This is a genomic window from Pantoea sp. PNA 03-3, assembly GCF_003201175.1.
Taxonomy (GTDB): Bacteria; Pseudomonadota; Gammaproteobacteria; order Enterobacterales; family Enterobacteriaceae; genus Pantoea; species Pantoea stewartii.
In genome coordinates this window covers 1,218,226-1,243,423 of the sequence record NZ_QICO01000001.1, presented here as the reverse complement: position 1 = coordinate 1,243,423, position 25,198 = coordinate 1,218,226, and the positions used below count along the sequence as shown (strand labels likewise).

Annotated in this window: 23 protein-coding genes, 3 tRNA genes and 1 other RNA gene; 21 read left to right on the top strand and 6 right to left on the bottom strand. The window is 55.5% G+C overall.

Annotation, left to right across the window (positions count from 1 at the left end):
• Positions 1-5 precede the first annotated feature (5 nt).
• The 17 genes from sucC to C7433_RS05700 all read left to right on the top strand — a co-directional run bounded on the left by sucC (position 6) and on the right by C7433_RS05700 (position 12,453).
• Positions 6-1,172 carry an ADP-forming succinate--CoA ligase subunit beta gene (sucC, locus tag C7433_RS05780; protein ID WP_006118458.1) on the top strand — a complete coding sequence of 389 codons (1,167 nt, stop codon included), beginning with the start codon at positions 6-8 and terminating at the stop codon, positions 1,170-1,172.
• Positions 1,172-2,047: a succinate--CoA ligase subunit alpha gene (gene sucD, locus C7433_RS05775; protein WP_110267773.1), complete on the top strand. Its 876-nt coding sequence runs from the start codon at positions 1,172-1,174 to the stop codon at positions 2,045-2,047. Before sucC ends, sucD begins: the two co-directional genes overlap by 1 nt.
• A gap of 742 nt (positions 2,048-2,789) precedes the next feature.
• Positions 2,790-4,361, top strand: a complete 1,572-nt coding sequence (cydA, locus tag C7433_RS05770) for a cytochrome ubiquinol oxidase subunit I (protein ID WP_006118460.1) — start codon at positions 2,790-2,792, stop codon at positions 4,359-4,361.
• Between the two features lie 11 nt (positions 4,362-4,372).
• Positions 4,373-5,512: a cytochrome d ubiquinol oxidase subunit II gene (gene cydB, locus C7433_RS05765; protein ID WP_058701092.1), complete on the top strand. Its 1,140-nt coding sequence runs from the start codon at positions 4,373-4,375 to the stop codon at positions 5,510-5,512.
• Positions 5,513-5,527: 15 nt separating this feature from the next.
• Complete coding sequence (gene cydX, locus C7433_RS05760) at positions 5,528-5,641, top strand: cytochrome bd-I oxidase subunit CydX (RefSeq protein ID WP_006118462.1); 114 nt, start codon at positions 5,528-5,530, stop codon at positions 5,639-5,641.
• Positions 5,641-5,934 (top strand): cyd operon protein YbgE, encoded by a 294-nt coding sequence (gene ybgE / locus C7433_RS05755; protein WP_006118463.1) that lies wholly within the window; start codon positions 5,641-5,643, stop codon positions 5,932-5,934. Before cydX ends, ybgE begins: the two co-directional genes overlap by 1 nt.
• A 181-nt stretch (positions 5,935-6,115) precedes the next feature.
• The gene (ybgC, locus tag C7433_RS05750) at positions 6,116-6,520 is read left to right on the top strand and encodes a tol-pal system-associated acyl-CoA thioesterase (RefSeq protein ID WP_006118464.1); all 405 of its coding nucleotides are present in this window, start codon (positions 6,116-6,118) and stop codon (positions 6,518-6,520) included.
• A complete protein-coding gene (tolQ, locus tag C7433_RS05745; RefSeq protein WP_033739349.1) occupies positions 6,517-7,203 on the top strand; it encodes a Tol-Pal system protein TolQ in 687 nt (228 codons plus the stop codon). The genes ybgC and tolQ overlap by 4 nt, the downstream gene beginning before the upstream one ends.
• Positions 7,204-7,216: 13 nt before the next feature.
• On the top strand, positions 7,217-7,645 hold the full coding sequence (gene tolR / locus C7433_RS05740; RefSeq protein WP_006118466.1) for a colicin uptake protein TolR: 429 nt from the start codon (positions 7,217-7,219) through the stop codon (positions 7,643-7,645).
• 26 nt (positions 7,646-7,671) lie between these two features.
• Positions 7,672-8,967, top strand: a complete 1,296-nt coding sequence (gene tolA, locus C7433_RS05735; RefSeq protein WP_006118467.1) for a cell envelope integrity protein TolA — start codon at positions 7,672-7,674, stop codon at positions 8,965-8,967.
• Between the two features lie 115 nt (positions 8,968-9,082).
• A complete protein-coding gene (gene tolB / locus C7433_RS05730) occupies positions 9,083-10,378 on the top strand; it encodes a Tol-Pal system beta propeller repeat protein TolB (RefSeq protein ID WP_033739351.1) in 1,296 nt (431 codons plus the stop codon).
• Positions 10,379-10,430: 52 nt separating this feature from the next.
• Complete coding sequence (pal, locus tag C7433_RS05725) at positions 10,431-10,952, top strand: peptidoglycan-associated lipoprotein Pal (protein WP_006118469.1); 522 nt, start codon at positions 10,431-10,433, stop codon at positions 10,950-10,952.
• A 9-nt stretch (positions 10,953-10,961) separates the two neighbouring features.
• A complete protein-coding gene (cpoB, locus tag C7433_RS05720) occupies positions 10,962-11,768 on the top strand; it encodes a cell division protein CpoB (protein ID WP_110267772.1) in 807 nt (268 codons plus the stop codon).
• A 166-nt stretch (positions 11,769-11,934) separates the two neighbouring features.
• Positions 11,935-12,010: transfer RNA gene (locus C7433_RS05715), tRNA-Lys, on the top strand.
• A gap of 60 nt (positions 12,011-12,070) precedes the next feature.
• Positions 12,071-12,146: transfer RNA gene (locus C7433_RS05710), tRNA-Lys, on the top strand.
• A 54-nt stretch (positions 12,147-12,200) separates the two neighbouring features.
• Positions 12,201-12,276: transfer RNA gene (locus C7433_RS05705), tRNA-Lys, on the top strand.
• A 44-nt stretch (positions 12,277-12,320) separates the two neighbouring features.
• A non-coding RNA gene (locus C7433_RS05700) (RtT sRNA) lies at positions 12,321-12,453 on the top strand.
• Between the two features lie 296 nt (positions 12,454-12,749).
• Here the strand turns inward: C7433_RS05700 and C7433_RS05695 are convergent.
• Both C7433_RS05695 and C7433_RS05690 read right to left on the bottom strand, forming a co-directional pair.
• On the bottom strand, positions 12,750-14,585 hold the full coding sequence (locus C7433_RS05695; protein ID WP_110267771.1) for a methyl-accepting chemotaxis protein: 1,836 nt from the start codon (positions 14,583-14,585) through the stop codon (positions 12,750-12,752).
• A gap of 111 nt (positions 14,586-14,696) precedes the next feature.
• Positions 14,697-16,157 carry an AlkA N-terminal domain-containing protein gene (locus C7433_RS05690; RefSeq protein ID WP_110267770.1) on the bottom strand — a complete coding sequence of 487 codons (1,461 nt, stop codon included), beginning with the start codon at positions 16,155-16,157 and terminating at the stop codon, positions 14,697-14,699.
• Between the two features lie 158 nt (positions 16,158-16,315).
• Here C7433_RS05690 and C7433_RS05685 point away from each other — a divergent pair, with 158 nt between their 5' ends.
• The 3 genes from C7433_RS05685 to pnuC all read left to right on the top strand — a co-directional run bounded on the left by C7433_RS05685 (position 16,316) and on the right by pnuC (position 18,765).
• Complete coding sequence (locus C7433_RS05685) at positions 16,316-16,825, top strand: methylated-DNA--[protein]-cysteine S-methyltransferase (RefSeq protein WP_058701088.1); 510 nt, start codon at positions 16,316-16,318, stop codon at positions 16,823-16,825.
• 130 nt (positions 16,826-16,955) lie between these two features.
• Complete coding sequence (gene nadA / locus C7433_RS05680; protein ID WP_006118473.1) at positions 16,956-18,017, top strand: quinolinate synthase NadA; 1,062 nt, start codon at positions 16,956-16,958, stop codon at positions 18,015-18,017.
• Between the two features lie 25 nt (positions 18,018-18,042).
• Positions 18,043-18,765, top strand: coding sequence for a nicotinamide riboside transporter PnuC (pnuC, locus tag C7433_RS05675; RefSeq protein WP_110267769.1), 723 nt, complete (start codon positions 18,043-18,045; stop codon positions 18,763-18,765).
• On the opposite strand, the gene zitB is transcribed toward pnuC, so the two are convergent.
• The 4 genes from zitB to C7433_RS05655 form a co-directional block, all read right to left on the bottom strand.
• Complete coding sequence (gene zitB, locus C7433_RS05670; protein WP_033737748.1) at positions 18,759-19,781, bottom strand: CDF family zinc transporter ZitB; 1,023 nt, start codon at positions 19,779-19,781, stop codon at positions 18,759-18,761. The genes pnuC and zitB overlap by 7 nt on opposite strands.
• A complete protein-coding gene (locus tag C7433_RS05665; protein WP_110267768.1) occupies positions 19,759-22,830 on the bottom strand; it encodes a transporter substrate-binding domain-containing protein in 3,072 nt (1,023 codons plus the stop codon). The genes zitB and C7433_RS05665 overlap by 23 nt, the downstream gene beginning before the upstream one ends.
• Positions 22,812-23,396, bottom strand: coding sequence for a response regulator transcription factor (locus C7433_RS05660; protein ID WP_110267767.1), 585 nt, complete (start codon positions 23,394-23,396; stop codon positions 22,812-22,814). The genes C7433_RS05665 and C7433_RS05660 overlap by 19 nt, the downstream gene beginning before the upstream one ends.
• A gap of 101 nt (positions 23,397-23,497) precedes the next feature.
• A complete protein-coding gene (locus C7433_RS05655; RefSeq protein ID WP_006118479.1) occupies positions 23,498-23,851 on the bottom strand; it encodes a YbgS-like family protein in 354 nt (117 codons plus the stop codon).
• A gap of 290 nt (positions 23,852-24,141) precedes the next feature.
• Here C7433_RS05655 and aroG point away from each other — a divergent pair, with 290 nt between their 5' ends.
• Positions 24,142-25,194, top strand: coding sequence for a 3-deoxy-7-phosphoheptulonate synthase AroG (gene aroG / locus C7433_RS05650; RefSeq protein WP_006118487.1), 1,053 nt, complete (start codon positions 24,142-24,144; stop codon positions 25,192-25,194).
• The last annotated feature ends 4 nt before the right edge of the window (positions 25,195-25,198 follow it).

Here is a 25,198-nt window from a genome sequence, read left to right as displayed (position 1 = left end):
ACATCATGAACTTACACGAATACCAGGCTAAACAGCTGTTTGCACGGTATGGCATGCCAGCACCGACCGGCTACGCCTGTACTACACCACGTGAAGCAGAAGAAGCGGCATCGAAAATCGGTGCAGGCCCGTGGGTAGTTAAATGTCAGGTTCATGCCGGTGGCCGCGGTAAAGCGGGCGGTGTGAAGGTGGTTAACAGTAAAGAAGACATCCGTGCTTTCGCTGAAAACTGGCTGGGTAAACGTCTGGTGACCTACCAAACTGATGCCAATGGCCAGCCGGTAAACCAGATTCTGGTTGAAGCGGCGACCGACATCGATCAGGAGCTGTATCTGGGTGCCGTGGTCGACCGTGCAACGCGTCGCGTGATCTTCATGGCGTCAACCGAAGGCGGCGTGGAAATCGAGAAAGTGGCGGAAGAAACCCCGCACCTGATCCACAAAATGGCGCTCGATCCGCTGACCGGTCCTCAGCCTTATCAGGGCCGTGAGTTGGCGTTCAAACTGGGCCTGACCGGCAAGCAAGTCAGCCAGTTCACCAAAATTTTCATGGGTCTGGCGACCATGTTCCTGGAACGTGACCTGGCGATGGTTGAGATCAACCCGCTGGTCATCACCAAACAGGGCGATCTGATCTGTCTGGATGGCAAACTGGGTGCCGATGGCAATGCCCTGTTCCGTCAGCCAGAGCTGCGTGAAATGCGCGATCCAAGCCAGGAAGACCCACGTGAAGCACACGCAACGCAGTGGGAACTGAACTATGTTGCGCTGGAAGGCAACATCGGTTGTATGGTTAACGGCGCAGGCCTGGCGATGGGCACCATGGACATCGTTAAGCACCACGGCGGTCAGCCAGCAAACTTCCTGGATGTCGGCGGTGGCGCGACCAAAGAGCGCGTAACGGAAGCCTTCAAAATCATCCTGTCTGACGACGCCGTGAAAGCGGTTTTCGTTAACATCTTCGGCGGCATCGTGCGTTGCGACCTGATCGCAGACGGCATCATCGGTGCAGTGGCAGAAGTGGGTGTGAACGTACCGGTTGTGGTACGTCTGGAAGGTAACAACGCTGAGCTGGGCGCTAAGAAACTGGCGGACAGTGGTCTGAACATCATTGCAGCAACCAGTCTGACAGACGCGGCACAGCGTGTTGTTGCTGCTGCGGAGGGTAAATAATGTCCATTTTGATCGACAAAAACACCAAAGTCATTTGCCAGGGTTTCACCGGCGGACAAGGGACGTTCCACTCTGAGCAGGCGCTGGCTTACGGCACGCAGCTGGTCGGCGGTGTGACGCCAGGCAAAGGCGGCACCACTCATCTGGGGCTGCCGGTGTTTAACACCGTGCGTGAAGCGGTTGAAGCCACTGGCGCAACGGCTACCGTCATCTACGTTCCGGCTCCGTTCTGTAAAGACGGTATCCTGGAAGCGATCGATGCCGGCATCAAGCTGATCATCACCATCACCGAAGGCATCCCGACGCTGGATATGCTGACCGTGAAAATGAAGCTGGATGAAGCGGGCGTTCGCATGATCGGGCCAAACTGCCCGGGTGTGATCACCCCAGGCGAATGTAAGATCGGTATCATGCCGGGCCACATTCATCAGCCAGGCCGCGTCGGTATCGTATCGCGTTCAGGTACGCTGACGTATGAAGCCGTTAAGCAGACTACCGATATCGGTTACGGCCAGTCTACCTGTGTTGGTATTGGTGGTGACCCGATCCCGGGTTCTAACTTCATCGACATCCTGAAAATGTTCCAGGACGATCCACAGACTGAAGCGATCGTCATGATCGGTGAAATCGGGGGCAGCGCGGAAGAAGATGCGGCTGCCTTTATCAAAGATCACGTGACCAAGCCGGTTGTGGGCTACATCGCAGGCGTGACCGCGCCGAAAGGCAAACGTATGGGCCATGCAGGCGCCATCATCGCCGGCGGTAAAGGTACGGCAGACGAGAAGTTTGCTGCACTGGAAGCGGCGGGCGTGAAAACCGTACGCAGCCTGGCTGACATCGGTGATGCTGTTAAAGCCGTTCTGCCAGCGAAGTAATCGCATCCACTGAAAAAGCCACCTTCGGGTGGTTTTTTTTATGGCTGGCAAAACATTGCCGCACAGCCACAAGGCCGGTCACGAACGTGGGTAGTGAAAAAAGGGCGCTGGCCGGACGGGCAGGGCGGATTGCAGGCAGGATGATTGCCTGTCACTCACTTAAAAAATACGCTGCCCTCAGGCCCGTTTTTAGATATTGAATAAGAACGTGAAATAACCATTAAATTAATTTAAGTATTGCCCCGTTTATTTGCTATGATGAATTCAGCCCACCGCATCGTCGTCGCGGATCGTTAAGTTATTAAAAAGGGATCAAAGTTAAATTTCTTTATAATTAAAAATTAATAAGAGACAATTTTTTAACAAAGAACGCTTAAGAACATATTTCTATCTTTGCTTCATTATTCCAGATCAACTTCCCCTTATATATAACAAACTTTACCGCTAGCAAAGCCTACCGTTAAGCGCTTAAATTGCGCTGCATCAATCCAGCCTTTTAAAAAAATAAACAAACGTTTGTTCAAATACGGGAAAGCATCAATTTTTATTTATCCCCCGTTAAGCGTTTGAACCACGCCGCTGCGTTGATGTTTAACCAGGTTAGATTAACCGCTACTCCCTCATCTCAGGCCGCACAGCGTTATGACCTGCCGATGATAAAACTGGAATCAATAATCAGTCGTTCCTGACGCTTATTCGGCCCACACGGCTCAGGCGTTCATGCGAGGAGCAAGGAGTTTTTATGCTAGATATCGTCGAACTGTCGCGTTTACAGTTTGCCTTGACGGCGATGTACCATTTTCTGTTTGTGCCATTAACGCTCGGTATGGCGTTTTTACTGGCCATCATGGAAACGGTATACGTCCTGAGTGGTAAACAAATCTATAAAGATATGACCAAGTTCTGGGGTAAGTTGTTTGGTATTAACTTTGCCCTGGGCGTGGCCACCGGACTGACAATGGAATTTCAGTTCGGCACCAACTGGTCTTATTATTCTCATTATGTTGGCGATATTTTTGGTGCGCCGCTCGCGATTGAAGGCTTAATGGCTTTCTTCCTGGAATCCACCTTTGTGGGCCTGTTCTTTTTCGGCTGGGATCGCCTGGGTAAAGTGCAGCATCTGGCGGTGACCTGGCTGGTCGCAATCGGTTCGAATATGTCGGCACTGTGGATTCTGGTAGCGAATGGCTGGATGCAAAACCCCATCGCCTCTGAGTTTAACTTTGAAACCATGCGCATGGAGATGGTGAGCTTCTCTGAGCTGGTATTAAACCCGGTTGCGCAGGTGAAATTCGTGCATACCGTGGCGGCAGGCTATACCACAGGAGCCATGTTTATTTTAGGCATCAGCGCCTGGTATTTACTGAAAGGCCGTGACATGGCGTTTGCAAAACGCTCTTTTGCCATCGCGGCCAGTTTCGGCATGGCGGCGGTGCTGTCGGTGATTGTGCTGGGTGACGAATCCGGTTACGAGATGGGCGACGTACAGAAAACCAAGCTGGCCGCTATTGAAGCGGAATGGGAAACCCAACCGGCACCGGCCGCCTTTACGCTCTTTGGCGTGCCCGATCAGTCAGCACAGCACAACAAGTATGCGATCCAGATCCCTTATCTCCTAGGGCTCATTGCCACGCGGTCGACCGATACGCCGGTGACCGGACTAAAAGAACTGCTGGCGCAACACGAAGTGCGAATTCGTAACGGTATGAAGGCTTACGCGCTGCTGGATGAACTGCGACAGGGCAATACCGATCCGGCCGTCCGCGATGCCTTTAACCACAGCAAAAAAGACCTGGGTTATGGCCTGCTGTTAAAACGCTATACCGCGAACGTGTCGGATGCCAGTGAAGCGCAGATTAAACAGGCCACGCAGGATTCGATTCCTCGCGTCGCACCGCTCTACTTTGCGTTCCGTATCATGGTGCTTTGCGGCGTGCTGCTGCTCGGCGTCATTGCACTGTCATTCTGGAGTGTGATTCGAAATCGCATTGGTCAACAGCGCTGGTTACTCAAAGCCGCACTGTACGGCATTCCGCTGCCGTGGATTGCGGTAGAAGCGGGCTGGTTTGTGGCGGAGTACGGTCGTCAGCCCTGGGCGATTGGGGAAGTCCTGCCCACCGCGATTGCGAACTCCACGCTGACCGTGGGCGATGTCCTGTTCTCAATGATACTGATCTGCGGACTGTATACCCTGTTTCTGGTGGCCGAGATGTACCTGATGTTTAAGTTCGCGCGTCTGGGGCCCAGCAGCCTGAAAACAGGGCGCTATCACCATGAACAGATCGTTAAAAACGCTCAGCCGGTGCGTGGATAAGGAGAAGCCCCATGTTTGATTATGAAGTTCTGCGCTTTGTCTGGTGGCTGCTAATCGGCATTCTGCTGGTGGGCTTTGCCGTCACCGATGGTTTCGATATGGGCGTCGGGATGCTGACGCGCGTATTAGGCCGGACCGATACCGAGCGTCGTGTGATGATCAATTCTATCGCGCCGCACTGGGACGGCAATCAGGTCTGGTTGATCACCGCCGGTGGCGCACTGTTTGCCGCCTGGCCGATGGTGTACGCCGCCGCGTTTTCCGGCTTCTACGTGGCGATGATTCTGGTGCTGGCCTCGTTGTACTTCCGTCCGGTAGGCTTTGACTATCGCTCAAAAATCGAAGATACACGCTGGCGCGGTGCCTGGGACTGGGGCATTTTTATCGGCAGCTTTGTCCCGCCACTGGTGATCGGCGTCGCCTTTGGCAATCTGCTGCAGGGCGTGCCTTTTCATGCCGACGAGTACATGCGGCTGTATTACACCGGAAACTTTTTCCAGTTGCTGAACCCCTTTGCGCTACTGGCCGGTGTGGTGAGCGTTGCCATGATACTGACGCAGGGTGCGACCTATCTGCAAATGCGCACCACGGGCGAACTGCACCTGCGTTCACGCATCACGGCGCAGATTGCCGCGCTGGTGATGATGGCGTGTTTCGCGCTGGCTGGCGTCTGGGTAAGGTACGGTATTGACGGCTATGTGGTGACCAGCACGCTTGATCACTTCGCTGCTTCTAATCCCCTGGGGAAAACCGTGGTGCGCGAAGCGGGGGCCTGGATGGTGAATTTCCAGCAGCATCCTGTGTTGTGGTTATTCCCGCTTCTGGGCGTGGTGTTGCCCTTACTGACCGTAATGTGTTCGCGCGGAGAGAAGGGCGGCTGGGCGTTTCTCTGCTCATCGCTGACGCTGGCCTGCGTCATCATGACCGCCGGCATCGCGATGTTTCCGTTCATTATGCCGTCCAGTACCGTTCCCGGCACCAGCCTGACCATGTGGGACGCCACCTCCAGTTTGCTGACGCTGGAAATAATGACCTTCGCAGCGATAATTTTTGTGCCGGTTATTCTGCTCTATACCAGTTGGTGTTACTGGAAAATGTTTGGTCGTATCACTAAAGAACATGTTGAGCGCAACAGTAACGCACTCTATTAATAAAGGAGACGACATATGTGGTATTTTGCCTGGATTCTCGGCACCCTGCTGGCCTGTGCCTTTGGCATCATCACCGCGCTGGCGATAGAACATATCGAAGACAGCGCCGACGCGGAACGCCAGTCGTAATGCGCACAGGCATTCAGACAGGTTATCGCCTGATGGATAAGGGCCCGCTCCGGGCCCTTTCTCTGATACTCGCCTTATGGCTGGCCGGCTGCCTGTTATGGGACCCCGCGCGCTATGCAACCCGCCCGGAAGGCATCCTGCTATGGCAGGGCATCGTACTGATTTGGGCGGTCTGCACGGGGGTTATTCACGGCAGCGGATTCCGTCCGCGCCGTTTACGCTGGCGTGCGTTCTTTGCGCCATTGCCCGCCTTACTGGTACTCTTCTGGGCGCTGAGTCATTTTTATCGCTGACGACCTGTCACCCTTCACCCCAGGCGCGTGAGTTTACTTCAGCGTCTGGTCAAGAAACCTCCATTAATGACGTCCGGTTGTAACCAACTGATAATTATTTTCTCCTGGCTCTGACAGCCCATTCCCAACCCTAATTGTCTTGCGTATAGTAGCAACGTTTAAAACGAGGCCGGGATGTAGAGTGAGTACAACGCTGTTTCGCTGGCCGGTTCGGGTCTACTATGAAGATACCGATGCCGGTGGTGTGGTTTATCACGCCAGCTATATCGCTTTTTATGAACGAGCACGTACCGAAATGCTGCGTCAGCACCATTTCAATCAGCAGGCGCTGTTAGAACAGCAGGTTGCTTTTGTGGTACGGCGCATGACGGTGGACTATCTTTCGGCGGCACGTCTTGATGACCTTCTGGAGATCCAGAGCGAAGTGACATCAATGACGCGGGCGACGATGACATTCTCCCAGCGTATCGTGAACGCAGAAGGCAAAGTGCTCAATGAGGCAGAGGTCCTGATTGCCTGCATCAACCCACACCTAATGAAGCCGATTGCGCTTCCCAAGTCTATTGTCGCGGAGTTCAAGCAGTGACTGACATGAACGTTCTTGATTTGTTCCTGAAGGCGAGCCTTCTGGTCAAACTTATCATGTTGATTTTGATCGGCTTTTCGATTGCCTCCTGGGCAATCATCATCCAGCGCACGCGAATTCTGAATGCGGCGGGAAGGGAAGCTGAAGCCTTTGAAGACAAATTCTGGTCCGGCGTTGAACTGTCTCGCCTCTATCAGGAAAGTCAGGGACGTCGTGAAGAGCTGGCGGGTGCCGAGCAAATCTTCTACGCCGGCTTCAAAGAGTTTGCCCGTTTACATCGCGCGAATAATCATGCGCCTGAAGCGGCTGTTGAAGGCGCGAGCAGGGCCATGCGCATTTCCATGAATCGCGAACTCGAAGCGCTGGAAACCCACATTCCTTTCCTGGGCACGGTTGGCTCAATCAGTCCTTATATCGGTCTGTTTGGTACGGTCTGGGGGATTATGCATGCGTTTATTGCCCTGGGGGCGGTCAAACAGGCCACCCTGCAGATGGTGGCACCGGGGATTGCAGAAGCATTGATCGCCACCGCGATCGGTCTGTTTGCTGCGATTCCTGCCGTAATGGCGTACAACCGACTGAACCAGCGCGTCAATAAACTGGAGCAGGGCTACGACAACTTTATGGAAGAGTTTACGGCTATCCTGCATCGTCAGGCTTTCTCCAGCGACAGCGCTAAGTAAACAGAGGTAAATGATGGCCCGAGTGCGTGGTCGCGGTCGCCGCGAGCTAAAGTCGGAAATTAACATCGTTCCACTGCTGGACGTTTTGCTGGTGCTGCTGCTGATCTTTATGGCAACGGCCCCCATCATCACGCAAAGCGTGGAAGTGGATTTGCCCGATGCAACAGATTCTAAGACGGTTTCCAGTGATGATAACCCACCCGTGATTGTTGAAGTGTCCGGCGTGGGACAATACAGCATGGTCGTCGATCACGATCGTTTGCCGCAGTTGCCGCCAGAACAGGTGATTAGCGAAGCGCAACGTCGTCTGGAAGCCAATCCGAAAACCGTCTTTTTGATCGGTGGTGCCAAAGAGGTACCTTATGATGAAATCATCAAGGCGCTGAACCTGCTGCATCAGGCAGGGGTTAAATCTGTCGGTTTGATGACGCAGCCGATTTAAAGTCGAACCGTTTTTGGGAACCGAGTGTGTCGAAGGCAACCGAGCAAAACGAAAAGTTAAAGCGCGCGATAATCATTTCGGTGATTCTGCATATCGTGCTGATCGCCCTGCTGATATGGAGCTCGTTTAATGAGCACATTGAGGCCAGCGGCGGCGGCGGCGGTAGCGATATAGAAGCGGTCATGGTCGATCCCGGTGCGGTGGTTGAACAGTATAACCGTCAGCAGAATCAGCAAAGCGACAGTCAGCGTGCGGAGCAGCAGCGCCAGAAACAGGCCCAGCAGCAGGCCGAAGAGCTTCAGCAGAAACAAGCGGCTGAACAGCAGCGGCTGAAAGAGTTGGAAAAAGAGCGACTGCAGGCACAGGAAGACGCGAAACAGCAGGCGAAAGCGCAGGCTGAACAGCAGAAGGCCGCCGAAGCCGCAGCGAAACAGGCCGAGGCGCAACAGAAAGCCGCCGAAGCGGCCGCGGCGAAAGCGAAAGCCGATGCAAAAGCGGAAGCGGATGCACAGGCGAAAGCCGCGGCAGACGCAAAGATGAAGGCGCAGGAAGAGGCGAAGAAGGCCGCAGCAGAGGCGAAGAAGCAGGCTGAGCAAGAGGCGAAAGCCGCAGCCGCAGAAGCGAAGAAGCAGGCCGAGCAGCAGGCGAAAGCTGAGGCTGCCGAAGCCGCAAAACAAGCTAAGGCCGAAGCGGCGAAACAGGCTAAAGCGGAAGCCGCGAAAGAAGCGAAAGCGGCTGAAGCCAAAGCCGCAGCGGAAGCGAAAGCCGCAGCCGCCCAGGAAGCGAAAGAGAAAGCGGCCGCCGCAGCGAAAGAAAAGGCCGCCAAAGAAAAAGCGGACGCCGCCGCCAAAGCGAAAGCGGAGGCTGCTGCCAAAGCAAAAGCGGATGCGAAGGCAAAAGCCGAGGCGAAAGCGAAAGCGGCCGCTGATGCCGCCAATGACAGCGACGTCGATGACCTGCTGGGCGGCTTAGCGTCCGGTAAGAATGCACCGAAAAGCGGCGCGTCGGGTGGAGCAGCAGGGCAGGGTAATCAGAAGAAGGCGGGTGCTTCTGGCGCAGATGTGAATGCGTATCTTGGGCAGATCACCAGCGCAATTCAGAGCCGTTTCTACGATGCGGACCTGTATAGCGGCAAAAGCTGTGACTTACGTATTAAACTTGCTCCTGATGGCATGCTGATTGATGTTAAATCAGAAGGCGGCGATCCGGCGCTGTGCCAGGCCGCCATTGCGGCGGCGAAGCAGGCACATATTCCGAAACCGCCTTCACAAGCGGTGTACGAAGTGTTTAAAAACGCCCCGATGCGTTTCAGACCGCAATAATGCAGTAACCTGCGGCAGGTTGATCTATGGTTAGCTTGCCGTACTCTAGTTGTACTCGTGGTTTTCAGGAACAGTGCCAATTATCGCGGACTCAGGTTCAGATAAGGGAGATAAAATGAAGCAAGCTCTTCGCGTAACGTTAGGCTTTTTTATCCTGCTGTGGGCAGCGGTGCTGCATGCAGAGGTTCGCATTGAAATCACCCAGGGCGTCAACAGCGCGCGCCCTATCGGTGTGGTTCCGTTTAAATGGTCTGGCCCAGGCGCGGCACCGGAAGATATCGGTGGTATCGTCGCAGCTGACCTGCGTAACAGCGGTAAATTTAACCCGCTTGATCGTTCACGTCTGCCGCAGCAGCCGACCAGTGCTCAGGAAGTGCAGCCTGCTGCATGGAGCGCACTGGGTATTGATGCCGTGGTTGTTGGACAGATTCAGCCGAATGCTGATGGTAGCTATCAGGTGTCCTACCAGCTGGTAGATACCGCAGGTGCGCCAGGTACCGTGCTGGCGCAAAACTCCTATAAAATTACGAAACAGTGGCTGCGCTATGCGGCGCACACCGTCAGTGATGAGGCGTTCCAGAAACTGACCGGCATTAAAGGGGCGTTCCGTACCCGTATCGCCTATGTGGTACAGACCAACGGCGGTCAGTTCCCGTATGAACTGCGCGTTGCCGATTACGACGGTTACAACCAGTTTGTCGTGCACCGTTCACCGCAACCGCTGATGTCGCCTGCCTGGTCGCCCGATGGCAGCAAACTGGCGTATGTAACCTTTGAAAGCGGCAAGTCAGCGCTGGTGATTCAGACCTTGTCTAACGGCTCTGTCCGTCAGGTCGCTTCATTCCCGCGTCACAATGGTGCGCCAGCTTTCTCACCGGACGGCACCAAGCTGGCCTTCGCCCTGTCTAAAACCGGTAGTCTGAATCTCTATGTTATGGACCTGGCCTCCGGGCAGATTCGTCAGATTACAGATGGTCGTTATAACAGCACTGAACCAACCTGGTTCCCGGACAGCCAGACGCTGGCGTATACCTCTGACCAGGCCGGTGCGCCGCAGATCTACAAAATCAGCATCAATGGTGGTGCATCACAGCGCATTACCTGGGAAGGCGCTCAGAACCAGGATGCGGATGTAGCCAGTGATGGAAAATCAATGGTGATGATTAGCACCAGTGGCGGTGCTCAACACGTCGCCAAACAGGATCTGGTAACGGGAGCCGTTCAAACGTTAACGGACACGTTCCTGGATGAAACGCCGAGCCTGGCTCCAAACGGCACCATGGTAATCTACAGCTCGACTCAGGGCATGGGTTCTGTGTTGCAGTTGGTTTCAACCGACGGTCGTTTCAAAGCGCGTCTTCCGGCAACTGATGGACAGGTCAAATTTCCTGCCTGGTCGCCGTACCTGTAATGTCTGAGCTTTCTGACATTACAAAAAAATAAACAATAATGGGAATTTTCAAATGCAACTGAACAAAGTACTGAAGGGTTTAATGCTGGCTCTGCCAATCATGGCAGTTGCGGCGTGTAGCTCACACAAAAATAACAACAACGACCAGTCTGGCGCAGGTGCTGACGGCGCTTACGGTGCTAACTCTGGTATGAACAACGGCAACATGTCTTCTGATGAGCAGGCGCGTCTGCAGATGCAACAGCTGCAACAGAACAACATCGTTTACTTCGGTCTGGACAAATACGATGTTCAGCCTGACTACGCTCAGATGCTGGATCAGCACGCTAACTTCCTGCGTAGCAACCCGTCTTACAAAGTGACCATTGAAGGTCATGCGGATGAGCGCGGTACGCCAGAGTACAACATCGCCCTGGGCGAGCGTCGTGCTAACGCCGTTAAGATGTACCTGCAAGGTAAAGGCGTGTCTGCGGATCAGATGTCTATCGTATCTTACGGTAAAGAGAAACCAGCTGTTCTGGGCCACGACGAAGCGGCTTACGCTAAAAACCGTCGTGCCGTACTGGTCTACTAAGAGAATCACATGGTTAGTAACTTCAGACATCACCTGTTGAGTCTGTCGTTACTGATTGGCGTAGCGGCCCCCTGGGCCGCTCATGCCCAAGCGTCAATCAGTAGCGTTGGCTCCGGCTCGGTCGAAGACCGTGTCACCAGTCTCGAAAGAATCTCCAATGCCCAGGCACAGCTGATGCAGCAACTGCAGCAGCAGATGAGTGATAACCAGCGGGATATCGACTCATTGCGTGGGGAAATCCAGCAAAATACCTATCAGCTGAATCAGGTTATTGAGCGCCAGAAGCAGATCTATCAACAGATCGACAGTCTGAGCAGCAATAACAGCAGCAATGCCAGTCAGTCTGCCGCGGGTGCCGGTGACAATGCGGCTGCGGGCGCTGCGACAGCGGGCAACGATGCAGGTGCGGCCGCGGCCGGCAGCAGTGCGCCTGTTCAGAGTGGCGATGCTAACAGCGATTACAATGCTGCTGTTGCGCTCATTCTGGAGAAAAAACAGTACGATCAGGCCATCACTGCGCTGCAGGCGTGGGTGAAGCGTTACCCGGACTCGACGTATCAGCCGAATGCCAATTACTGGCTGGGGCAGCTGTTTTATAACAAAGGTAAAAAAGACGACGCAGCGTATTATTACGCCACGGTGGTGAAGCAGTATCCAAAATCCCCCAAGGCGGCTGAAGCGTTGTTTAAGGTTGGCGTGATCATGCAAGAGAAAAACGACACGGCAAAAGCCAAAGCCGTTTATCAGCAGGTGATCAAACTTTACCCGAACACCGAATCAGCTAAGCAGGCACAAAAACGCTTGTCTGGTATGTAATTTGTGCAGGTTTGACCGGATATCGATGGATTTCTGGTCTTGCCGCATGAAAGGTAGGCAATTGAACCCCTTAACAGAAAATAAGGGTTGCGCTACCTCGGTAAATCAGTAATATATGCCGCCGTTGCCGGGACACATTGCAAATGTGTCTGGCAAGCCTGAAGATGGGTCGTTAGCTCAGTTGGTAGAGCAGTTGACTTTTAATCAATTGGTCGCAGGTTCGAATCCTGCACGACCCACCATCTCCCGCAGGACGCTGTTCCCCAAGAGAACCTTCAGTATTGCTTCACAACCATTAAGATGGGTCGTTAGCTCAGTTGGTAGAGCAGTTGACTTTTAATCAATTGGTCGCAGGTTCGAATCCTGCACGACCCACCATCTTATTCTCAGGCAGCATGCAGACATGTGTTTGAGCGGTTGTAAGCCCCGAGCGGGTCGTTAGCTCAGTTGGTAGAGCAGTTGACTTTTAATCAATTGGTCGCAGGTTCGAATCCTGCACGACCCACCAATACAGAAAAGCGCGCCCAACGGGCGCGCTTTTCGTTTATGGAGCAGTACAGTCAAGCGTGCATGATGAGAACCTGCAGCAGGTTCGACTGAATCGCGGTGCGATTCAGGCTGATGCGTCAGCATCACCCGCAGGGCGAGGCCCACGGGGCCGAAGGCCATCCTGCACGACCCACCAATACAGAAAAGCGCGCCCACGGGCGCGCTTTTCGTTTATGGGGCATTACAGCCAAACGTGCATGATGAGAACCTGCAGCAGGTTCGACTGAATCGCGGTGCGATTCAGGCTGATGCGTCAGCACCACCCGCAGGGCGAGGCCTACGGGCCCGCAAAATCTGTCGTACTCCCGTCAGGGCCCAACAACCTGCGTCCGCACTGTTCCTGTCCGGCAGCGTGCCGTTGAACGGGATCTAATCATCTGCCATAAAAAAAGCGCCCGACAGGCGCTTATAGGGCGTAATACGTCAGCCGGATTAGCGTGCGGCTGTCTGACCGGGTTCCAGGCTAAACTGTTTGACCAGCGTTTCAAGTCGGCGCGCCTGATCTTCCAGTGCGGTGGCTGAAAGGGCAGAGGCAGAGACCAGCGAGGCGTTTTGCTGGGTGGTGCTGTCCAGTTCTGAGACCGCACGCGCAATCTGCTCAATGCCACGGCTTTGCTCATCCGAGGCGGAAGAGATCTCACCCACGATGTCATTCACACGGGAAATCGCCTGAACCACCTGTCCCATTCTCTCGCCCGCGCGCGCAACGCGGTTATTGCCTTCCGCGATTTGACTGACCGATGCGCTGATCAGCTGATCGATATCCTTCGCCGCCTGCGCACTGCGCTGCGAAAGGTTACGTACTTCGCTGGCGACGACCGCAAACCCCCGGCCATGCTCGCCAGCGCGTGCCGCTTCCACGGCGGCATTCAGAGCCAGGATATTGGTCTGGAAAGCAATACTGTCGATAACGGCCGTGATCTCGGCGATTTTCTTCGAGCTGGCAGAAATATCGCCCATGGTTTGCACGACTTCCGTGACGGCGGCACCGCCTTGCTCCGCCGTTTTAGACGCTTCAGCAGCAATCTGGCTGGCGTGGCGCGCGTTATCTGCGTTGTGCTTCACCGTAACGGTTAACTGTTCCATGCTGGCAGCCGTCTGCACCACGGCGGCGGACTGCTGTTCTGTGCGTGACGAGAGCGTGTGGTTGTCGCTGTTAATACTGCTCGCCGCCTGCGACAGCGTGAGCACGCTGTCGCGGACCTCCAGAATCATTGTCCGCAGACGCTGATTCATCGCGCCCATCGCGCCAGCCAGTTTGCCCAGCTCATCACGGCCCGCCGGTTTGATATCGGCGCTTAAATCGCCCTTAGCAATGCGCTCCGCCAGCCATAAATTCTTTCTGACGGGATGAGTAATCTGTCGGCCAATCAGCCAGGCAATCAACATGCCCAGCAGCACAGCAAGGCCAACCGTCAACAGCGTCAGGTTAACAGAACTCCTGGTCAGGTCGCTGTTTTCTACCTTCATCTGCTGCAGAAGCGTTTTGAGGATAGCACTGCTCTTATCGCCATCGACCTTCACCGCGTTCTCCGCCTGACTGAGGGCCAGAAAGCCTGCCGCGTAACGTTCACTGAGTTGCTTAACCTCAAGGGTTGCATTCCACAGCGCGTTGAGCTGCGTCTGAGCATCGGGAGGTAATTGCGGTAGCAGGGTGGTGAGGGCGGTCTGGATGGCGTTGACCTGCGGGGTGAGCTGAGACTGAATCGCGCTGGCATGAGCGGGATCATAACGGAGTAACTGAAGCTGATCGCGCAACTGGCTGATTGCAAGCAGTTGCTGAAACAGTGCACTGGCATCGGTCATCTGGGTTTTAATCAACGCTTCGTACAGCGTTGACTGGCTCTGCATGTTGCGCTGATCGAGCTGCTTACCCGTTTCTGCCAGAGACTGCATGGCCTGGGTCATTGCGCTGATGCTGGCCTGAAAGTGGCTGAGCTGGCTGGCGATATCCTGGAGCTGTGTTTCCTCCTCGGGCAGCCATCGGTACTGTTGGGCATCATGTGTCAGCTGAGCGGCATGGGCGATATAATCCGCCATCACTTTCCCCGCTTTCTCATCGCCATACAGCAGTTTCAGCCGGTTAACCTTAGCCTGAAACACGTCAATATTAATGTCGTAAATCAGGTTGCTCTGTTCATAAACGTCATGGATAGTTTTAAAACGCGCGATGCTTACCGCGCCCGATCCCACCACCAACAGCAAAACGAGTCCAAATCCTAAACTGAGTTTGTGCGAAATTTTTGTATTTTCTAACCGCAACCCCATGACCTCTGCCTCCTGCCCATGTCAACGATGTTAAGCCAAATTGGTTATCGGTTGAGCAGGCCAGGAGTTTAGAGGCGAGGCGTGATATTTCTTTTCAGGACAACGGGCTGCTTACTTCGCACTGGCCGGTGACAGGCTTTTCCAGATATGCATCACGGCGTAGCTGCGCCAGGGACGCCATACCTGTGAGCGCGCGTCTGCCGCTTTGGGTGTTAATCCCCCCAGATTATTGCGCACGGCGATATCCTCTTTCGGGAAGGCGTCCGGCCAGCGCAGCGCCCGCATGGCAATGTAGTGGGCGGTCCAGGGGCCAATGCCCGGTAAGGCCACCAGGCGCGCCATGATGTCGTCAGGCGAAAGCGTCGCATTGAAACGCAGGCTGCCCTCGTTACAGGCGGTCGCAAAGGCCAGAATTGCTCTGGCGCGCGCACTGACAATGCCCAGGCGGGCAATCTCATCGACCGTAGCCTGGGCAATGCGCTGGGGTTGCGCAGAATAGCGCGACAGATCAGGGAACGGCGTGGTGCAGGGTTCACCAAATGCCTGAGCAAAGCGGCTGCTGAGCGTCGTGGCGGCTTTAACGGTGACCTGCTGGCCCAGGATGGCGCGTACGCCCATTTCGACACTGTCAAATGCTCCGGGGACACGCAGGCCGGGGTAATCCTGAATACTTTGCGCCAGCAGGGGATCCTGTTGCAGGTGTTCGGCAATGCGCTGTGGCTGAGCATTCAGGTCAAACAGGTCACGCAGCCGACGCAGCAGGGCAGGCAGCACAGGCGTGAGAGAGCGGGTGAATTCCACCTGGAGCGCCTGCTTTGCCGGAAGATGCGAAATGCTGACCCAACCCCGGTATTCGCCCAGCGCCACCGTCCGGCGGTAGGTTTCACCATCAACGGCTTCAATGTCGTTCATTAACCGCAGGCGTAAAAAGTCCAGCATCGCCTGCCAGTCGTAAGGCGGACGATAGCTGAGGCGTAACCGCATTGTGTCCGTTGCAGGTTGCGGCGACAGGTTGCCGCTTTTGCGCAGTGCGCCCGGCGTCATGCGATAGCGCGCCTGAAACACGTCATTGAAGCGCCGTAAGCTGCCAAATCCACTGGCGTAAGCGATCTCGGTTACCGGCAGCGTGGTTTCGGTCAGAAGCTGCTTAGCCAGCAACATACGACGTGTCTGTTTAAGCTCCAGTGGCGTGACGCCCAGCTCCTGCTGCACAATGCGCCGCAGCTGACGGGCGCTGATGCCAAACTCTGCAGCAATCGCATCCAGGCCGCTGTGGGCTTCCAGCAAGCCCTCTTCAATGCGCTGCACCAGTCGGTCGGCCACGCGGTGGGCGTTGTCCACGGGGGCGTTGCCGGGTGCCAGCTCCGGACGACAGCGCAGACAAGGGCGAAAATGCGCTTTCTCTGCCGCCTCAGCGCTGTTGAAGAACAGACAGTTTTTCTGCATTGGCGCTTTCACCGGGCAAATCGGGCGACAGTAAATGCCGGTTGAGGTCACGCCGACAAAAAACACGCCATCGAAGCGCGTATCACGCGAGGTCAGTGCCTGGTAAGCGGTATCTGAATCAAACATGGTTTTTCTCCGGCAAAGAGCGACAGCGTAGCGCGGGCATTGGATATTGACTGGCTGTTTTCGGACAGCACAACAGTTTATTGTAATGACCGAAAACAGCCAGTTTCGCGTGGCGAAAATGCGATAATGCCAGACAGCAATGTGATGGAGGGAACAGCATGTATTACTGCAAACCTGTGATAACGCCGGTGGGCGAACTGACCCTGATCGCCAGCGATCGCGGTCTGGCGGCCATTTTATGGCAGGACGAAGTGCGCAGACATCCCCGGTTGTCGCCGCGTGAGCGCGACGATAATCATCCTGTTTTACGCGAAACCGAAACGCAGTTACGTGAGTACTTTGCCGGCACTCGCCGCGTTTTTGACTTACCGCTGGATATGGACGGCACAGCATTTCAGAAAAAAGTCTGGCAGGCGCTACTTTCTATTCCGTTTGGCGAAACCCGCAGTTACCGCCAGATCGCCGAGCAGATTGGGCATCCGGCAGCGGTACGTGCCGTCGGTGCTGCTAACGGCAAAAATCCGTTGTCCATTGTGGCACCGTGTCATCGGGTCATTGGGGCCAATGGAAAACTGACGGGATTTGCCGGTGGCCTGACGGTCAAAGCCTTTTTGCTTCAACTGGAAGCCCCTCAGCCCGGTCTGGTGGGGCTTTCTGCATCGTCATGACCAAATAAAACGCGACAGGCTGCTGCTTTTTCGCTATCGTGTTTAGCATATAAAACACGATGGCGGTATTTACGTCCTGTTAAGCCAGAAACGGCTATTTTCGTTAATTTTACAGAACGAGAGCGGTGTCATGAGCGCAATCTTTGATCCTGAACATGCGGTGTATCCTTTTCCTCCTAAACCCGCCCGGCTGAGTGACGAGCAAAAAACGCTTTACCGGGAAAAAATTAAAGCCCTGCTGAAAGCCCGTAACGCCGTGATGGTGGCGCACTATTACACGGATCCGGACATCCAGGCCTTAGCCGAAGAAACCGGCGGTTGCGTCTCTGACTCGCTCGAAATGGCGCGTTTTGGCAGCCAGCATCCCGCCACTACGCTGCTGGTGGCCGGCGTGCGCTTTATGGGCGAAACCGCCAAAATTCTCAGCCCGGAGAAAACCGTGTTGATGCCGACGCTGGAGGCCGAATGCTCGCTGGATCTGGGCTGCCCGATTGAGGCGTTTACGGCCTTCTGTGATGCGCATCCTGACCGGACGGTAGTGGTATACGCCAATACTTCTGCGGCGGTAAAAGCGCGCGCCGACTGGGTTGTCACCTCCAGCATTGCCGTCGAACTGATTGAACATCTGGACAGCCTGGGGGAAAAAATCATCTGGGCACCGGATCGGCATCTCGGGCGCTATGTTACGCAAAAAAGCGGGGCCGACGTGTTATGCTGGCAGGGCGCCTGCATCGTCCACGACGAATTCAAAACTCAGGCGCTGCAGCGGATGAAAGCGCTGTATCCGGATGCGGCAGTGCTGGTTCATCCCGAGTCGCCGCAGGCGATTGTGGATCTGGCCGATGCGGTAGGTTCAACCAGCCAGCTAATTCAGGCGGCAAAAACCTTGCCACATCCGCAGATGATCGTTGCCACCGATCGCGGCATCTTTTACAAGATGCAGCAGGCGGTTCCTGACAAAATATTGCTGGAAGCGCCTACCGCCGGTGAGGGCGCAACCTGCCGAAGCTGTGCGCACTGTCCCTGGATGGCGATGAACGGACTGCAGGCCATTGCCGAGGCGCTGACGTCGGGTGGGCGGGCTCATGAGATCCACGTAGACGCGGCGCTGCGCGAGGCCGCGCTGGTGCCGCTAAACCGTATGCTATCCTTTGCAGCAGACCTCAAACATAACGTGAAAGGAAACGCGTAATCCGCGTCGTTGACAGGTGCCTGATATGGATTTTTTTAGCACGCAAAACATTTTAGTTCACATCCCGTTGGGCGCGACCGGGTACGATCTGTCCTGGATTGAAGCCGTTGGCACCCTGGCGGGCCTGTTATGTATCTGGCTGGCCAGCCTGGAGAAAATCGCTAACTACGCGTTCGGCCTGATAAACGTGACGCTGTTTGCGGTGATATTTTTTCAGATTCAGCTCTATGCCAGCCTGCTGTTACAGCTGTTCTTTTTTGTGGCCAACGTTTATGGCTGGTACGCCTGGAGCCGACAAACCATTGATAACCAGGCGGCGTTAACGATTCGCTGGCTCCCGCTGCCCAAGGCCATTGGCTGGGCGGCGGTTTGCGTTATAGCGGTGGGGCTGATGACGATCTACATCGATCCGGTGTTTGCCTTTCTCACCCGTACCGCGGTGGCCCTGATGAATGCACTGGGTTTTACGGTGGCGATGCCGACGTTGCAGCCGGACGCCTTCCCTTTCTGGGATGCCTGCCTGATGGTGCTGTCGATTGTGGCAATGGTGCTGATGACGCGGAAGTATGTTGAAAACTGGCTTTTGTGGGTGGCCATCAACGTGATCAGTGTGATGGTGTTTGCCCGTCAGGGGGTGTATGCGATGTCGCTGGAGTACGCCATTCTGACGTTAATTGCGCTGAACGGCTCACGCATGTGGATCATCAGCGCACGCAAACAGGGTTCGCGTGCGCTCTCGGCTCAGTGATGATGGCTGTGATGATGAACGTGGTCACTGTGGTGAGGTGAATGATCACTGTGCTGATGGGACGTTTCAGCAGCATGATCCGAATGCCCGCCATGATGATGGCCCTCTTCAATGACCTGTCCGTTCAGCTCACAGTCAGGGCCCACGCAGGGCTGAAACTCCATCTGTACCGTAGCATGCTCAATCTGATAATGGTCATGCAGGTACGTGTGGATGCGGCGCAGCAGGCCATCATGATCGCGCGGTGGAATGACCTGGACGTGCAGCGTTAAGATCGGTTGCTCGCCCACCTGCCAGACATGTACATGATGGACATCGCGCACCTCGGGAATGTTCCGCTTCAGATCGCGCCGCAGTTTCTTCACATCCAGCGACGCAGGCGCGCCTTCCAGCAACTCATGTAAACTTTCCCGCAGCAGCGACCAGGCGCTACGCAGCACCAGCATCGACACGACGATGGATAAGATGGGGTCAATGGGCGTCCAGTTGGTAAACAGAATAATCACCGCGGCGACAATCGCGCCCACCGAACCAAGCAAATCCCCCATGACGTGCAGCGCAGCCGCCCGCACATTCAGGTTCTTTTCTTCACTGCCGTGATGCAGCAACCAGAAAGACAGAATATTCGCCAGCAAGCCGGCAATCGCAATGCCGAGCATCAGGCCGCCTGTGACAGGTTGCGGATGGGTAAACCGTTCCACCGCTTCCCAGACAATCAAAATGGTGATGCCGATTAAGGCGAGGGCGTTTACAAACGCGGCCAGCGTGGTCAGACGTAGCAGGCCAAAGGTATGACGTTCATTGGGTTTGCGTTTGGCAAACTGAACCGCCAGTAAGGCCATTAACAGGGCGGCGGTATCGGTCAGCATGTGACCGGCATCGGCCAGCAGCGCCAGCGAGCCCGACAGCCAGCCGCCAATCACTTCTGCCACCATAAAGAGTGCCGTCACGGCAAACGCGGCCATCAGCCGCGTACGGTTAGTGTCCTGACCGCTATGAGAGTGGGTGTGTGCCATACGTGTCCAGTTTATGTAGTAATCTTTCGGTCAATGATATCAGCAATTGCCACTCTGCTGAGATGTTGTGATGCTGTCTGGCGCGATCGGTCAACTTCTGACAAAGCGCTACGCCCTCATCAATGCCAATCAGCAGCCAGCTTCCTTTCAGGCGATGCGCGGACTCGGCTAACTGTCTTTCGTCACCGCTGGCAATGGCCGCGCGCAGTTGTGCCATGTCTTTCTCCACGGTATCACGTAAGGTTTTGCCCAGTCGGCTAAGATAGTTCTCGTTTTGCTGCGCCAGTGTCCACAGGTTGTTATCCAGCGCGGCCAGCGGATCGTCATGGAAGGCGGTCAGCAGGTCGCTGATATCCTGTAGCTGTACCGGTTTAATCAGCACACGTTCATGCGGCTCAGTCTGTACATTCAGTAACTGCGCATCAGCAGAGCACAGCACCCGCAACGGTCTTCCGCCTCGCTGACGCTGGCGACGACGCAACACGCGCAGCAGGAGCATACCGTCCGGGCGCGGCATCATCTGATCGATAAACAGCAGGTCGTAAGGGCGCCGGGCATCGGCCAGCAACAGGTCTCGGCCCTGCTCAAAACAGTCCGCCTGAATCGCAAAGCGCGCCAGCTGCTGCTGCATCACGATCAGGTTTGTCGGATGATCATCCACTACGGCCACGCGCAGTTGCGGAAAACCTGGCAGCGTGGCCGGATCGCCCTCAGGGACGCTATCGCAGGGAATCAGCGGCAGGATAAGTGTGACCTCGGTGCCTTTGCCGGGCTGAGAATGCAGGTGAATCTCACCGCCCATGCGCTGCACCATTTCCCGACAAATAAACAGCCCCAGTCCACTGCCCTGAACGGAAAACGCTTTGCCCGACGGGGCCTGGTACCAGGGATCGAACAGTCTGGGCTGTTCTTCAGGGGGAATCCCGCTGCCGTTGTCGCTGACGGTTAACTGCAATTTGTCTGTAGCCGACAGCGTCAGGCGGATCAGGCCGTGCCGGGTGAATTTAAAGGCATTGGTCACTAAGTTGTTGACGATCTGCTGCAGGCGGTCCGCATCCAGCATCACTGCGTCAGGCAGCGGCGTCAGGGCCTCTACCTGTAAATGCGGGCCATCCGGCCGCATCAGCGGATGATAGAAATGGCGCTGCTGCGCCAGCCAGGGTGCCAGTGCCAGCGGGCGGGGCGACAGGGTGAAACTGTTGTTTTCAATGCGCGCGTGATCCTGCAAATCATTCAGCAACGTCATCAGGGACTGCGCGCTCTGGTACAGAAGCTGCAGGTTTTCACGGCTGCTTTGCTGTTTTTCCAGCTCCAGTAGCCCCAGGATCGCCTGCATCGGCGTTCGCAGCTCATGGCTGACCGTCGCTAAAAACTGGCTCTTCATGGCATTCGCGTGTTCCGCCTGTTCGCGCTGTTGGCGATCCCGCCGTTGCTGCCAGTAACGCCGGGCCAGTAACAGCAGTAACACGACAATAGCAACGCCTGCCGCCGCCAACACCGCGACGGGCAGCACGCGCATCGCGCCCACGCTGCCGGGCTGGGGCGGCATTGACCAGCGATCGCGCATCTGGTTTTGCGTATCGACGGGAATCTGCTGTAACGCGCGATCCAGCAGCCCACGCAGAACAGGCTCATCAGGTGCCACTCCGATGGCCACAGGCCAGGCGATATCGCTGGCCGCGAAAGCCAGATGAATGAGAGGATCGTTACGGCTGGCAATGCGCCAGCGCGCAGACAGGACGTTATCGACCAGCGCGTCAATCTGACCGGTAGCCAGCGCGTCGTACAGGCTGTTGCGATCCGCAAAGCGTTGAACCGGGATGGTGTCAGGGACGAGGCGCTGGGCCAGATCATCCTGCAGGATACCAATACGTTTGCCTGCCAGATCGCTCCAGTGAGAGCCGGCTGCGGGCTGGCGGCTGTAAATACCCCAGAGTGCCCGCCAGACGGGCAGGCTGGTGCTTTGAGTTTCACCGTTGAGCGGTTGCATCAGCTGTAACATCACCTGATGCTGTGCCAGCAGCGTGGCCGCCTGTTGCGGATTACTGACCCAGTGCGGCGTAAAACGTAAACCGGTGCTCTGTGCGACCGCATTGAGCAGATCGATACCGTAACCGCGGGGCGTGCCGTTGCTGTCGCGATAGCTCCAGGGATAGTTATCGGCTTCAGCGGCGTAGGTAACCTGGGGATGGGCTGCTATCCATTGCCGCTCGCTGGCGCTCAGCATCAGCGTTTGTGTGTCCTGATACCGCGGCAGGCTGCTGCTCCAGCGCGCCTGTAACGTGCTCATCAACTCTGCGGGTAACTGGCGCAGGCTCTGATTCAGCCACGCAATCAGCGCGGGATCGCGGGAAACCGCGCGCAGAGTCAGTTGCCCGGCATCAATCCCCGACGCGATTTGGTAAATTTGTCCCTGCTGTAGCTGACTCAGCAAAAATCCCGCGCTGGTTTCATCGGCGACCACATAGTCGTTTTGCTGATTGAGCAGCGTGTAGAGCGCCTGAAGATCGCTGCCGTAGGTGCGCCAGTGATGGCGGGCAGCCAGTGCAGGCGGAAGCTGTGCCAGGGTTTGCTCGCTGATCGCCAGTTGTGCATTATCACTGTTAAACATGACGGCACGCTGGTTCTGCTGATTACGGTAAATACGTAACGGGCTGCTAAACCAGCTGTCGCTGGCAACGGCGCCCGCAGGAAAGGGCGGGGCCAGCATGCCTAACGCAAAATCAATCTGCCCCGCCTGCAGGGCGCTCAGCAGAGCCGGCTGGGTGGCATAGAGGTGAAGGGAGAACTGCGCCCCGGTTAACTGGTGCAGCGCCGCCAGATAATCGGCGTCAATCCCGTACAGATCGTTGCCCACATGCATGGCCCAGGGCGCCGTATTCTCATCCAGCAGGCCCACACGCACCACTTTGCCCTGCATCAGCTCTGCACCTTTTACCGGCATCATCATAGGCAGATTGATACTGCTGACCGGACGCACGTCGGCCTGGGCCAGCGGCGCCAGCAGGAGCAGGAGAAGTAACCAGCGTATCACTGCTGTGCTTTCCACAGATCGGCCAGCTCGACAACAGAACGCGCGCCGGTTTTTTCCAGAATATTCTTTTTATGCGTACTGACGGTTTTATTACTGATATGCAACTGTTCGGCAATTTGCAGGTTGGACAGGCCGCTGGCCAGCAACGCCAGCACCTGGCGCTCTTTACTGGTTAACGGTAATTCGGGTTCGCTGCTGTGGCCTTCAGGAAAGGCTGACTGGCCGCCCAGTACGGCAAGAATGGCACTGAGTAAATGCGCCATCCGCTGGCTTTTCACCACATAACCCGCCGCCCCCAGCGCCTGCGCACGCCGGATATAGTGGCTGCTTTGCTGGGCAGAATAGATCAGTACAGGACAATCGGGTAAGTGCACTTTCAGGCGGCGCAGAATCTCCAGTCCGTCGCCATCGGGCAGGCCGATATCCAGCACAATGATATCCGGAGGAAGCTGGAAATAAGGGCGAGCGGCGTGCTCGCTGCTGGCCGAAATAAGCTGAATGGGGACAGGCGATTGCGAGAGTGCCGCGTCCAGCGCCACTTCAACCAGTGGATGATCGTCAATCAGAAGCAGTGAGGCCATGAACATTTCCCTGTAAATTTCACAGGCTCAGCATAGCGGAAGTCGCAGCGGGATAAAATAAAGGAGAGCCGCGGCTCTCCTCATAATGCACACAGTATACTTTACTGCGTCGTGCCGTCAGTTTTGGTATTGACGTGGCCGCCACCTTTTTTGGTGTGCACTTTTTTGTTGATATCAGGACATTTGCCATCTTTACACTGGCTGTTCTGATCAATTTCGTTCGCGGTCATATGCTTGCTGCTGGAGGTGCTGTCTCGGGTTGGAGACGACATCTCAGTACCGGTATTGTTAATTTTGCTGTTATCGACTTTATTCGGTGGCAGGTTCTCATTCGCCCCGCCCGCAACGGCACCTGCTGCTGCAGCCTGGTTAGAGTTTCCGTTGGCAGCCATTGCTGCGCCGCTGCCCAGAGTCATCGCTGCCGTCAGAAAAATTAGTGCAAACTTATTCATCATTATGCTCCCGTTAATCAATGATATTTGCTGTCTCTAACCCGCTGTCAGGTTTCAGACAAAAAGCGACCTGAGCGAAATAAAATTTCGCTGGTTAGCTTAAAGACAGGTATTAATAAACGTAAGCCACCGATCCTCAGTAGTTACCCTTAAAAGTCTAGACGCATAACCCATTTATGCAAATTTTACACATGCATTTTACATGGATTCAGAATTTACACCCTGTGCGCTTCCGGCTACATTGGCTGGGTTGAGCCCGGCGCGCGCCGGGCCAGAAATTATATGGAATCAGTATGAATTACCAGAATGATGATTTACGCATTAAAGAGATAAAAGAGCTGTTGCCCCCCGTTGCCCTGCTGGAAAAATTTCCTGCAACCGAACGTGCCGCGCAAACCGTTTCTCAGGCGCGTCAGGCCATTCACCAGATCCTGAACGGGGCCGATGATCGGCTGCTGGTGGTAATTGGACCCTGCTCTATCCACGATACCGAGGCCGCAAAAGAGTATGCCGCACGTCTGTTAAACCTGCGTGAGCAGCTGAAAGGCGAGCTGGAAGTGGTAATGCGCGTTTACTTTGAAAAACCGCGTACCACCGTTGGCTGGAAAGGGCTGATAAACGATCCCTATATGGATGGCACCTTCCAGTTAAATGATGGCCTGCGCCTGGCGCGTAAGCTGCTGCTGGAGATTAACGATTCTGGCCTGCCTGCGGCGGGTGAGTTTCTGGACATGATTACGCCGCAGTATGTCGCTGACCTGATGAGCTGGGGCGCCATTGGTGCCAGGACGACAGAGTCGCAGGTGCACCGTGAACTGGCTTCCGGTCTTTCCTGCCCGGTCGGTTTTAAAAACGGGACCGATGGCACCATTAAAGTGGCGATTGATGCGATCAACGCAGCCGGTTCACCGCACTGTTTCTTGTCCGTGACCAAATATGGCCACTCTGCAATTGTGGAAACGCGCGGCAACAGCGACTGTCATATCATCCTGCGCGGCGGAAAAGAACCTAACTACAGCGCCAGCCACGTCAGTGCCGTGAAGGCCGGACTGGAGAAGGCTGGCTTACCGCAGCAGGTGATGATCGATTTCAGTCACGCAAACAGCAGCAAGCAGTTCCAGAAGCAGATGCAGGTGGCTGATGATGTGGCACAGCAGATGATCAATGGCGAGCGCGGCATCATTGGCGTGATGATTGAAAGCCATCTGGTGGAAGGCAATCAGAGCCTGGAAAGCGGTGAACCGCTGGTTTACGGTAAGAGCGTGACCGATGCCTGTATCGGCTGGGAAGATACCGAAAAGGTATTACGTCAGCTGGCCGATGCGGTCAAACAGCGTCGCGGTTAACCGT

Coding starts and splice junctions, on each gene's coding strand:
- sucD (WP_110267773.1), top strand. CDS start 1,172: ATGTCCATTTTGATCGACAAAAACACCAAAGTCATTTGCCAGGGTTTC.
- pal (WP_006118469.1), top strand. CDS start 10,431: ATGCAACTGAACAAAGTACTGAAGGGTTTAATGCTGGCTCTGCCAATC.
- cydA (WP_006118460.1), top strand. CDS start 2,790: ATGCTAGATATCGTCGAACTGTCGCGTTTACAGTTTGCCTTGACGGCG.
- ybgE (WP_006118463.1), top strand. CDS start 5,641: ATGCGCACAGGCATTCAGACAGGTTATCGCCTGATGGATAAGGGCCCG.
- C7433_RS05655 (WP_006118479.1), bottom strand. CDS start 23,851: ATGATGAATAAGTTTGCACTAATTTTTCTGACGGCAGCGATGACTCTG.
- aroG (WP_006118487.1), top strand. CDS start 24,142: ATGAATTACCAGAATGATGATTTACGCATTAAAGAGATAAAAGAGCTG.
- C7433_RS05695 (WP_110267771.1), bottom strand. CDS start 14,585: ATGGGGTTGCGGTTAGAAAATACAAAAATTTCGCACAAACTCAGTTTA.
- zitB (WP_033737748.1), bottom strand. CDS start 19,781: ATGGCACACACCCACTCTCATAGCGGTCAGGACACTAACCGTACGCGG.
- cpoB (WP_110267772.1), top strand. CDS start 10,962: ATGGTTAGTAACTTCAGACATCACCTGTTGAGTCTGTCGTTACTGATT.
- C7433_RS05685 (WP_058701088.1), top strand. CDS start 16,316: ATGTATTACTGCAAACCTGTGATAACGCCGGTGGGCGAACTGACCCTG.
- sucC (WP_006118458.1), top strand. CDS start 6: ATGAACTTACACGAATACCAGGCTAAACAGCTGTTTGCACGGTATGGC.
- cydX (WP_006118462.1), top strand. CDS start 5,528: ATGTGGTATTTTGCCTGGATTCTCGGCACCCTGCTGGCCTGTGCCTTT.
- tolR (WP_006118466.1), top strand. CDS start 7,217: ATGGCCCGAGTGCGTGGTCGCGGTCGCCGCGAGCTAAAGTCGGAAATT.
- C7433_RS05660 (WP_110267767.1), bottom strand. CDS start 23,396: ATGGCCTCACTGCTTCTGATTGACGATCATCCACTGGTTGAAGTGGCG.
- C7433_RS05690 (WP_110267770.1), bottom strand. CDS start 16,157: ATGTTTGATTCAGATACCGCTTACCAGGCACTGACCTCGCGTGATACG.
- tolB (WP_033739351.1), top strand. CDS start 9,083: ATGAAGCAAGCTCTTCGCGTAACGTTAGGCTTTTTTATCCTGCTGTGG.
- cydB (WP_058701092.1), top strand. CDS start 4,373: ATGTTTGATTATGAAGTTCTGCGCTTTGTCTGGTGGCTGCTAATCGGC.
- pnuC (WP_110267769.1), top strand. CDS start 18,043: ATGGATTTTTTTAGCACGCAAAACATTTTAGTTCACATCCCGTTGGGC.
- nadA (WP_006118473.1), top strand. CDS start 16,956: ATGAGCGCAATCTTTGATCCTGAACATGCGGTGTATCCTTTTCCTCCT.